Origin of the sequence: Pararcticibacter amylolyticus, from assembly GCF_003130405.1 — a bacterium.
GTDB classification, from domain to species: Bacteria; Bacteroidota; Bacteroidia; order Sphingobacteriales; family Sphingobacteriaceae; genus Arcticibacter; species Arcticibacter amylolyticus.
Window position 1 is genome coordinate 43918 of record NZ_QEAS01000004.1, and the last position, 11405, is coordinate 55322.

Genomic DNA, 11405 nt, shown 5'->3' on the forward strand with positions numbered 1-11405 from the left:
CTTCAGAAAACAGAGGTATTGCTGTACAAACGGGAGCTGGTAAAGGAGATAAAAACGGCGTACTACAGTTACCTTAAGGCTACAAATGCCGAAAATATCTACCAGTCGTACCTTAAACTGGTAACGGAGGGAGAACGTGTCAACAAAAAGCTATTGCACAACGGCAAAATAAACAGGACGGCACTGATCAGGAGCCTGAACGAGATCGCAAAAATAGAGGCTTCCATCGTATCGGCGGGCAAAATAAGGGAATCTGCACAGTTCTATTTCAATTTCCTGCTGAACCGTCCCCTGACCGACAGTATCATGATCGACGACATTACCATGTTGCCTGACGAAAACCTCTTGTCTGCAAATAATGTGGAGAACCGGGAGGAACTTTCCAAACTGAAGATAGCCAAGGGTATCAGTGAAGACCTGACCCGGCTTGCAAAGTCGTACCTCATTCCAAAGGTCGGGGCCAGCCTTGATCTGGGCTCACAGGCTTTCGACTGGAAATTCAACGACCGTAGCCGTTACTATCTCTTCGGTGTCTCGCTGGAGTGGAACCTCTTCGCATTCGGAAAGAACAGCTACCGTATAAAGCAGACCGTTGCTGAACAACAGGCCATTGCCTCACAGACCGATTATGTTTCCCAGCAGCTGCAAACGGAACTAAAGGTGCGCCAGGCAAATATGCAGAGTGCCATTGCACAGTACGAGGCTGCACGCAGCCAGCTGAATACGAGCCAGACCTATTACAACGACGTCTCCAAACTTTACAGGGAAGGAATGGCGATCTACATTGAACTCCTCGATGCACAGAACCAGTGGGTCGATTCACAGCTACAAGCCAATATTGCCCTGTTCGATACATGGATAGCGTTTACGGCAATCGAACGTGCTAACGCAAGTTTTAACATTCAATAAACAACTCATGAAAAAAAATCAGATCATAGCAATAGCTTCCACATTTTTAATTTATTCGTGTGGAAAGCATCCAAAACAAGAAAATCCCCTGGGCGAACCGGACGTGATCGCCGTTAAGACCGTTCCCTTATCATCCTTTACTGTATCCGGCACAATACATGCCAGCGGTTTGGTAAGTACCGAAAACGAGGCAAATTATGCCTTTAAGATCGGTGGGGTAATCAGCAGGGTCTTCGTGGAAGAGGGACAGTTCTTCCGTAAGGGGCAGATACTTGCCACCCTCAATGTGACCGAGATTGCAGCCGGTCTTGCACAGACCAATCTTGGCGTTGCCAAGGCCCGGCGTGACTACGACAGGGCAATGAACCTTTATAAGGACAGTGTTTTTACGCTCGAACAGTTGCAGAACACAAAGACCGCACTGGATGTCGCGGGAAAAGCCAAAGAGGCAGTGGCGTTCAACGAGCGTTATGCAAAAATATATGCCGCTTCGGACGGGTTCGTGACCAAAAAAATAGCGAACGAGGGTGAGGTCGTTGGCGGTGGTATGCCCGTACTGCTCACCAATTCAACGGTGGCAAACGCGAGTTATATCCTTAAGGTGGGTGTAACGGATCTGGAATGGGCGGCCATTGCCGTGGGGCAGTCCGCAAAGGTGACCCTTGACGGCTACACCGGCCAGCAGTTCGATGCCACCGTGAGCAGGAAACTCCATTCTGCCGACAGGGAGATCGGCTCCTTCCAGGTGGAACTGAAGTTAAAGCTCGGTAAGGAAACCCCACCCGTTGGTATGTTCGGCAAGGCCGAGATAGCGACCAACAGTGGTGGTGACGCAGTTGTGATTCCCTACAGTTCGCTGGTCGAGGCAGACGGGGACAAAGGCTTCATCTATACCACTAATGGTAGCGATAAGGTCAAAAAAATCCCTGTACATATCCTACGATTCGAAAATGACCGCGTATACCTGCGTGATAAGCTTGAAGGGATCGGCCAGATCGTAGTTTCCAACAGTGCCTTCCTGAACGAGCAATCCGTTATTAAAATAATCAAGTAAACTGTATCACAATGAAGATAACAAATTTTGCAGTTAAGAACTACCAGTTTACATTGATCATATTTGTACTGGTCTCGGTGGTAGGGTTGCTGACCCTGTTCACCATGCCACGGTCGGAGGACCCGACCACCAACCCACCACAGTATCTTGTGACCGTGATCTATCCGGGTACCAGCCCCAAGGATATGGAAGAACAGGTGGTCAAACCGATAGAAAATAAGATCTACGGGCTGGAGAACATCGACAAGATACTGACCACGATAGAAGATGGCGTTGCTGCCATACAGATCAAATTCAAGTACGGCGTGGACGTGGACAATAAATACCAGGAAATATCCACGGAGATCAACGCCCTGAAGAACGGGGAACTTCCAAAGGATATCTACCAGATCAAGACGGAGAAAATTTCCTCGGGCGATGTAAAGATCATCCAGACGGCACTGATATCGAATACGGCATCTGCCAAGCAGTTGCGCGACCATGCCGATATATTGAAATCAAAACTGGAAAAGATCACCGACCTGCGTGAAGTGAAATATTCGGGTATGCCCGAACAGGAAATCAGGATCGACATGCAGCTCGATAAGCTGGCGCAGTTGAAGATACCGTTGAACCTTGTCATGGGAAGTTTGCAGAGCGAAGCAGCCGACATACCGGGCGGGAGCATCAACCTGGACGATAAGGTCTTCAATGTAAAGACCAGCGGTAAGTTCAAAAATGTAGATGATGTAGCCAATACCGTCATCTACAATGCCAACGGAAAGATCATTTACCTGAAGGACGTTGCCGATGTGAGCTACAAGGACGGAACCATCAACCATATCACGCGTATCAACGGGCATCGCTGTATCCTGGTGAACGCTGCGATGAAGGATGATGTGGATATCAGCAAGGTGAAGAAGGAATACATGCCCGTATTGGACGAGTTCAATGAAACCTTGCCCGAAAACATCAAAATGGTCAAAAATTTCGATCAGGCAGATATGGTGGCAAAACGTTTGGGACACCTCGGTTTTGATTTTGGACTGGCCATTGTACTGGTGATCATTACGCTCCTTCCCCTTGGTTTCAGGGCTTCGGTGATTGTGATGATATCGATTCCCCTGTCCCTTGCGCTGGGGCTGATCGGCATGAACATGATGGGTTTTTCGCTGAACCAGCTGAGTATTGTTGGTCTGGTAGTGGCTTTGGGGTTACTGGTAGATGACAGTATCGTGGTGGTGGAAAATATCGAAAGGTGGCTCAGGGAAGGACATTCCATCAAGGATGCCGTTCTAAAGGGAACCAAACAGATCGGTCTGGCAGTGGTCGGTTGTACAGCCACATTGATCATTGCCTTTCTGCCGTTGGCATTTTTACCGGATATGGCGGGAGAATTTATAAGGAGCTTACCGGTAGCGATTATCACCAGTGTATTGGCATCCATGATCGTCGCACTGACCTTAGTGCCATTTGTTGGAAGCAAGATATTGAAAACACATACACATGGCGAAGGAAATTATTTCCTGAGAAAATTACAGCAATTCCTGACCTTTTCGTACAGAAGGATCATGAAAGTAGCCCTTCGGTGGCCAAAAGTGACAGTGGGTATATCCATCCTGCTGAGCGGACTGGCGTTTGCGCTTTTCCCGCTTGCAGGGTTCAAACTGTTCCCGACTTCGGAAAAACCAATGTTCCTGGTCAATATCAAGATGCCTTTGCAGGCGGATATACCGGAAAGTGACCGCGTTGCTAAACTGGTGGAGAAAGAACTGAAATCCCATGAAGAAATCCTGTACTATACCGCAAATGTAGGTAAAGGGAATCCGCAGATCTATTATAACGTACACCAGCAGGATATCAAGCCGGATTTCGCCCAGATATTTGTGCAGATGCACGAAGATGCAAGCCCGATTGAGAAGACGGCTCTCATTAAAAAATTACGCAATAAGTTCAAGGATTTCCCTTATGCGAAGATAGAGGTAAAGGATTTTGAACAGGGAACACCGATCGAAGCTAACATTGTGGTAAGGGTCTTCGGAGAGAATAAGGACACTCTTCGTGCACTGTCTTTCAAGGTAGAGGAACTGTTGCGCGAACATCCGGGTACATTTTTTATCAACAACGAACTGAACGCTTATAAATCGGATGTAAAGATAACCATAGATAAAGAAAAGGCACGTACGCTCGGTGTGATGACCAGCGATGTAGACAGGGTGATCAGGCTTGCCGTTGCAGGACTGAATGTGGGCGACTATATCGATGACCGTGGGGATTCCAGAAACGTGGTCATTACCGTTCCAAGGGACAAGTTTTCCAATCTTGATGCATTGAAGAACCTCTACGTGAACAATCTGCGTGGAGCACCTATTCAGGTCAGCCAGATTGCCACCATCGGATTTGAATCATCCCCTACGGCGATTAACCATTTCAACAAATCCCGTTTTGCAAAGGTGACATCGCTTACCAAGGAAAATGTCCTGGCCAATGACATCCTGAAAGATATCGTTCCGCAGTTGGACAAAATGAATTTCCCTAAAGGATATTATTACAAGCTTTCGGGTGAAGCAGAATCCGAAGGCGATGCACTGGGTGGGAACTTCCTTTCGGTGATCATCCTGAGCGGATTCCTTTTCGTAGCGGTGCTGCTGCTGCAGTTCAAGACTTTCAAGGGTATCATCATCGTACTGTCCATCATTCCGCTGGGCGTTCTTGGGGGGGTAATATTCTTACTGTTGACGGGCAATCCGATGTCACTGGTTTCCATTATCGGTTTTATAGGTCTGTCCGGCATACAGGTAAAGAATTCGCTGCTGTTAGTTGATTTTACCAACCAGCTGAGGGCCAAGGGGCATAGTCTGGATATTGCTATCCATATCGCAGGGGAAACGCGTTTCCTGCCAGTAGTACTGACCTCAATCACAGCTATCTGTGGACTCATTCCCATTGCCATGAATCCAAACCCGCAAATCGCACCGCTAGCCATTGTATTAATCGGAGGGCTGATAAGCTCGACAATCCTGTCGAGAATAGTTACTCCGGTCATGTACAAGTTGATACCACCGCAGATTGATATGGAGGAAACACCGGAATATCAAAGATAAGATGTAATGTTACCTACAATAAGAGATAGAAATCAGCTTGTTATTTCCACCAGAGAGGGTTTCTATACGTACCCGAACCCGGCTTATCAGGATGCTGACCTTCTAAAGGAATAGACTTCAACTGAACAGGTAGCTACATGAGGTTTTCTTTGCAGTACCCACAGGACAGACCAGTCTTTTGGGTGCTGCAAATTTGATTTAGAAAACGGGGCATAAAATGTGCCTTTCTAAAGAAGCCTCCCACAAAAAACAATAACGATTAAAATTTAAAGATGGATCATTTAAAACAACTTAGATTATATTTGGACGGGAGTTTACCGTTGCAACTCCGCTATGTATGAGATGGCTCAATCCCGTAGTCCTGGATGCAAATCGCAGAATGGTGGTATTTCAATATTCGTTAAGGCCGAATCGAACCTTTTTTTTACGTGCTTTCAATCAATGATTTAAACTTTAATTAAATAGTACTGCGAATAGCGAAAGAGCTAGTTTACTCTAATAGTTAAAATTAATCCTGATGAATTTTCGCTCAGTATATCTTTAAAGGTGTCTGAACAATAATAAAAGTTAATCATAATCTAATATGTACTTACTACCGCTTTTAATTAAACAACTGTCTGAATCCCAAAGGGGAAACATTCGTCTTTGTCTTGAAAAGTTTGCTAAACGATTGTGAATGTTCAAAGCCTAATTGATAAGCAATTTCCGAAACGGAAAGATTTGTCGTTGATAATTTTTCCTTAGCTTTTTCTATGATTGCATTCTGGATGTATTGTTGTGTGTTCAGTCCTGTCAGTGAATTCAACATATCACTCAAATAGCGTTGTGATAGCCTTAATTCTGTGCTGATATATTTCACGGATGGCAAACCGTTTTTCAGACTGCTTTCCTCTTTGAAATAGTCGTTTAAAAGTTTGTCCAAAGAGGTTATGATGTCATGATTGATTGCTTTCCTCGTAATAAATTGCCTGTTGTAAAAACGATTGCTGTAATTCAATAATAACTCTATTTGTGACACCAAAACATCCTGGCTGAAACTGTCAATATTATTTTGAAGCTCACTGGCTATTGTGGCAAATAGACTGGCTATAATTTCTTTTTCTTTTGCCGATAACAATAAGGCTTCAGAAACATCATAAGAGAAAAAGCCATATTGATTTATGTTGTTTCCTAATGGATAATTTCGGATGAAGTCTGAATGGAAATACAATGCAATTCCTTCATAGCTTTGTATGTTCTCCGGTGGATAAACAATTTGTTTTGGCTTCAAAAATGCTAACCCGCCTTCATCAAAATCATAATATGCTTGTCCATATTTTATATGTCCTGTAAACGTAGGTTTAAACGAAATTTTGTAAAAATCCAAACTTGTTTTTTGTCCTTTCGGAAACATATCGATCGATACGTTATTGTAATCAACCAAAGCAATCAATGGGTGCGACGTCGCAGGAAATCCCAATAACCGCACAAGTTGTGATATACTTTTTATATGATTGATGTGAGATTGTCGTTGCATTCTTTGAGTTATAATATTATCACTCTTATTTAAAAGACTTTCTTTTTTCTCCTGTATAAAGTATTGTGTGCAAACATATTAAATCTCTTGCGCACAGTACTTTTAATTGCTCACACTTGGTAATGCTTTATGATCTATCTATTTGGTTTTCTAAAACTTCAGGATAGCGTTCTCCCACAAGGGTAATTCCATTGACTGTTGTGCTGATCATTGCAAGTTCATCAGCTGTTAGAACAATATTTGTACTGCCAATGTTCTCCTCCAAACGATGCAATTTTGTAGTCCCTGGTATAGGTGCGATCCAGGACTTTTGAGCTAAAAGCCATGCCAATGCTAATTGGCTGGTTGTCACGTCTTTTTCCTTTGCAATCTCAGCAAGGGCGTCCAGTAAAACCAGGTTGGCTTTGATGTTCTCTTCGCTGAAACGGGGAATGATGTTTCTACGGTCGACATCAGGTAATTTGGAAGTTATTGCGCCTGCCAGGAATCCTTTGCCCAAAGGACTGAACGGAACGAATCCAATTCCTAACTCTTCTAATATTGGTATAATCTCATTTTCAGGTTCACGCCAAAACAATGAGTATTCGCTTTGTAGTGCTGTTACCGGTTGAACAGCATGTGCCTTACGGATAGTTTTCGGACTTGCCTCCGATAAACCAAAATATTTCACCTTACCCTCCAGTATCAGGTCGTTTACTGTACCTGCAACATCTTCTATGGGCACATTGGGGTCAACTCTGTGCTGGTACAGAAGATCAATGTAGTCTGTTTTTAATCTTTTCAAAGATGCTTCGGTTACCGCTCTGATTGTTTCTGGTCTGCTGTCTAAACCTGTTGTTGGCCTGGCATCTTTGCAACCAAATTTTGTTGCAATAACAACGTCCTTTCTATAAGGCTGTAATCCTTCGCCAACAATTTCTTCATTAGTGTAAGGTCCGTAAGCTTCTGCGGTATCAAAAAATGTAATCCCTCTTTCAACTGCATTGCGCAGTAAGGTTATCGCATCTTTTTTATCAAGACCTTTGCCATCCAAAAAGTTCAAACCCATACAGCCAAAGCCTAATGCGGAAACTTCTAATCCGCTGTTACCTAATTTTCTCTTTTCCATAGTTCTTTTTTATTGTTTATAAACTGAAAACCTTAAGTACAAAACTCTCGATTGTCGCTCTATGAAAAGTAGCCTGATTGGTAATTGTTGTAGTCCAGTTTTCAACCGTTTTAAACATGATAAGTCAGTCCGGTACATTTATCTAACCCATATCATTGGCAGACACCTCAAAGTCAAATACATCAAAATTTTCATTGATCCTTTTTATGTTTGCTGATTTCGGAATCGCAACAACTTTATAATGCTCCACAAAAAAACGATTTTATTCCTCTCCCCCCAAGAATTCCGCTTGATCCCTATTTTTCTTTAAAAAATCGTCCGGAAAAGGGCTTTTAACGAGAAAAGGCGCCTTTTCAGCGCCTTTTCGTGATCCCGCTGGGACTCGAACCCAGGACCCCAACATTAAAAGTGTTATGCTCTACCGGCTGAGCTACGGAATCTTATTTTTTAACGTTTATTCCCTTGTTTCAAGCGTTTAACCGTTTCTGATAAAGTGATGCAAAGATACGGCTACGATATATATCCTCCAATAGCTGGCGTGCTTTTTCTTTTAAATTTCTTCTAAAAGGCTATATCTCAGCTAAATTATTTTTCATTTAAGAAAGTTTAAGGGAAAAGAGAGTAGGTTTCAGGCTTGTTTAAGCGGAATTCTTCCAGAATATTCCAGCGTTGGGTATCGTGTTTTAACAAGGTGAACCTGTCAGCTGTGAATTTCCGCTTGAACTTCCTGTCTTTGAATTCCGGCCAAAGGTTACTAAATGTTTCGGGTGAAAGATCCCGGTAGGCAACTGTGAGATGCGGTTTAAAGCGGTTGTTGCTCTTTACTTCCTTTTTCTCAATCCTGTTCTTATTGTATACGGAAGCTATATCTTTTTGGAGGGCCCCCAAAAATTCATTCTTCACAACATCGATATAGACCGTTTGATTATTAAAAGAATCATAATTCTGAAGGCTGATTTCAAACTTGTCATGGAGCAGGGTTACGGGTTTAAGCCATTTGACAAGATATTTCTCCAGTTCATCCTGAATGCTGACCGGGTGGAACAACGTGATATGTACCGGTGGCTTTAAAGCTTTATACACCTTAAAGCGTTCGGAGATCTCCTTCCTGATTTCGTCAATTTCTTCTGCCAGTGATGGGGGAGGCAGAATAGCCGTCAGATACAAACTCATGAACAAAGATAAGAAAATGCTAATATAGTTAGTATTTAATGCATGAACAGTTTACAGCATACGGTTGAGACATATTTGAACATGTCAATGGTATTGGTTGTGTACCTTCGTATAGCCAAATATTAGAAATCACGAAAAGAATGAATAATCCCATACGTAAGCTGCTGTTTGTATCTTTTATTTTCTTGTTCCTTAGCCAGACTGTCCTGGCGTCAGGTGAAAAAGACAGCATATTCAGGATTGAGAAACCCGATTACAAGGTCAGTCCGGTAACCGGAATGACCCGTAACGATTGGATTAAAGCAGCAGAATATATCCTCGGCGGAGCGTTCAGCTATATCCATTCCATGGATGATCCCATGAAGTTCTCTAAACAACATGAAAAGACCTATCCTCAGAATGAGAGCCAGGTACCTACAGAAAAGCTTGAAGGATTTTGCCGGACCTTGTTTGTTGCTGCACCTTTGCTTCGTGAGAAACCTGGTCTGAAACTGAACGGAATAGACGTAGCAGCGTATTACCGGCATAACCTTCTCAACCTGATCAATCCGGAAAGCCCTTCTTACATTAAGCTGCGCGGAAATGGTGGCCCCAGTCAAATCCTGGTGGAGTTTGGAGCCCTGGCTATTTCCTTGTCGGCAGTTCCCGAAATCTTATGGGATCCCCTTACCCGGGAGCAAAAGGACGCACTGGCTAAAACCATGTTAAGTTATGGAGATGGGCCTACCATAGGATCAAACTGGAGGTTTTTTAATGTGTTTATCCTGTCTTTCTTTAAAGACAGAGGATACCAGGTAAACGAGAAGCTGATGCTCGGATATCTGGATGAAATCCTGGCCGCTTATAGAGGCTATGGCTGGTACAATGATTCTCCGGCATACGATTACTACAGCATGTGGGCTTTTCAGATGTACGGGCCCTTATGGGCACAACTGTACGGAAATAAATATTACCCGGGGTATGCTGCGAAATTTATGAATAATCTGTTGGACATGGTAGGTAACTATCCCTATATGTTCAGCCGGGAAGGGCAGATGAACATGTGGGGACGCAGTATCCCATACCGTTTTGCTGCGGTAGCGCCGTTGGCTCTGACCGGGTACCTTCCTGACAGCTTGAAAGTGAACTACGGGTGGATGCGTCGTATTGCGTCAGGTACGATGCTTCAATTTCTTGAAAATCCAGGCTTTATGGAAGACCGGGTACCGACACTCGGTTTCTACGGTCCTTTTGAGCCCGCAGTGCAGATCTATAGCTGCCGGGGCAGTGTATATTGGATGGGGAAGGCGTTTCTTGCTTTGCTGCTGCCCGGAGATAATCCATTCTGGACGGCAAAAGAGAACAATGGTCCCTGGGAACATGAACTCAAGAAAGGAATGGTTTACAATAAATTTCAGTCGGGATCGAACATCTTAATAACCAATTATCCCAACAGCGGTAGTTCAGAGATACGTTCCTGGTGTCACGAGACAGTCGCCAGGGATTGGCAGAAGTTCCGGAGCGGCGAAAATTATAATAAGCTCGCTTACAATACCAGTTTTCCGTGGATGGCAGATGGGAAAAATGGAGAAATTTCCATGAACTACGGTGTTTTTAACCGAAAAGGCGAGTGGGAGGTATTGCGTCTTTATACCTTCGCTGGTTTTGACAATGGTGTTTACAGGAGAGATGCAGAACTGGAAACAAACGCGGACATCAGGTTCAGGCTGGCTGATATCCCTCTGCCAAACGGAATTTTGAGAGTGGATAAAGTGATATCTCCGGTTAAAACGGATTTTGTTCTGGGGCACTACTCTCTGCCGGAGTTAAGTAAAAAGATCAAAAAGACGACCACGAAAGTACAGGGACAGGAAGCTTATATTCTCAATAACGGAGATTTTCAACTGGCAATGATCTCTCTTCATGGCTGGCACCAGCTAAGCTTTGCCGATGGGAAGCACCTCCATCCCGTTGCGGAAAACTGCTCTTATATAAAAGCGGCAGACAGCTTTTCCGGTGAAAAGATCTTTATAACGCTTCAGCTTTGGAAAAAAGGAAACGAAAAGTTCTCGAAAGAGGAACTGACACCAGTAAAGAGTATAAAGATATCAGACGATCTGGGTCAGGTAGAAATAGTATTTCGCGATTCAACGTCCAAAACGGTAACTCTTTAGACGCATAATGTTCAGGCTTTTATGCCTGAACATTATTTCCTTTTTGATACTCGCTCGGAGTCATTCCAAATTCGGCTTTAAAGCAGGTGGCAAAATACCTTGGATCAGAAAATCCTGTTGAAAATGCAACTTCTGATACCGGTACCGATTTATCTTTCATCATCATCTGACAGGCGTGCTTAAGCCGGATGTTCTTGATGAATTCATTGGGCGATAAACCTACCAGGACTTTTATCTTCCGGTATAAGGTTGAACGTGACATATTGAGATGTCCCGCAAGGGCAACTACGTCGAAATCAGTCTCTGTTAAATGCTGTTCAATTGTTTCTATGGTATTTTTAAGGAAATGCTCGTCCAGCGAAGGTTGATCAAGAACGGAAATATTAATATCGTAACTTGACTTAAATCC

General features: G+C 43.7%; 8 protein-coding genes and 1 tRNA gene. 4 read left to right on the forward strand and 5 right to left on the reverse strand.

What is annotated here, in order from left to right; translation table 11 throughout:
* The 3 genes from DDR33_RS06100 to DDR33_RS06110 form a co-directional block, all read left to right on the forward strand.
* Window positions 1-909 (forward strand): TolC family protein (locus DDR33_RS06100; RefSeq protein ID WP_202913668.1); only part of this gene is annotated, 909 nt, incomplete at its 5' end.
* Window positions 910-916: 7 nt separating this feature from the next.
* Window positions 917-1963, forward strand: a complete 1047-nt coding sequence (locus tag DDR33_RS06105; protein ID WP_109414892.1) for an efflux RND transporter periplasmic adaptor subunit — start codon at window positions 917-919, stop codon at window positions 1961-1963.
* An 11-nt stretch (window positions 1964-1974) separates the two neighbouring features.
* On the forward strand, window positions 1975-5046 hold the full coding sequence (locus tag DDR33_RS06110) for an efflux RND transporter permease subunit (RefSeq protein ID WP_109414893.1): 3072 nt from the start codon (window positions 1975-1977) through the stop codon (window positions 5044-5046).
* 601 nt (window positions 5047-5647) lie between these two features.
* Here DDR33_RS06110 and DDR33_RS06115 read toward each other — a convergent pair.
* The 4 genes from DDR33_RS06115 to DDR33_RS06130 form a co-directional block, all read right to left on the reverse strand.
* Window positions 5648-6562 (reverse strand): helix-turn-helix domain-containing protein, encoded by a 915-nt coding sequence (locus DDR33_RS06115; protein ID WP_109414894.1) that lies wholly within the window; start codon window positions 6560-6562, stop codon window positions 5648-5650.
* A gap of 127 nt (window positions 6563-6689) precedes the next feature.
* Window positions 6690-7670 (reverse strand): aldo/keto reductase, encoded by a 981-nt coding sequence (locus DDR33_RS06120; RefSeq protein WP_109414895.1) that lies wholly within the window; start codon window positions 7668-7670, stop codon window positions 6690-6692.
* 367 nt (window positions 7671-8037) lie between these two features.
* Window positions 8038-8110 (reverse strand) — tRNA-Lys (locus DDR33_RS06125).
* A 166-nt stretch (window positions 8111-8276) separates the two neighbouring features.
* Window positions 8277-8843, reverse strand: a complete 567-nt coding sequence (locus tag DDR33_RS06130; protein ID WP_109414896.1) for a 2'-5' RNA ligase family protein — start codon at window positions 8841-8843, stop codon at window positions 8277-8279.
* Between the two features lie 140 nt (window positions 8844-8983).
* On the opposite strand from DDR33_RS06130, the gene DDR33_RS06135 reads away from it, so the two are divergent.
* Window positions 8984-10996 (forward strand): DUF2264 domain-containing protein, encoded by a 2013-nt coding sequence (locus DDR33_RS06135; protein WP_109414897.1) that lies wholly within the window; start codon window positions 8984-8986, stop codon window positions 10994-10996.
* A gap of 19 nt (window positions 10997-11015) precedes the next feature.
* Here the strand turns inward: DDR33_RS06135 and DDR33_RS25750 are convergent.
* A partial coding sequence (locus tag DDR33_RS25750; RefSeq protein ID WP_158280652.1) for a helix-turn-helix domain-containing protein occupies window positions 11016-11405 on the reverse strand: 390 nt, incomplete at its 5' end.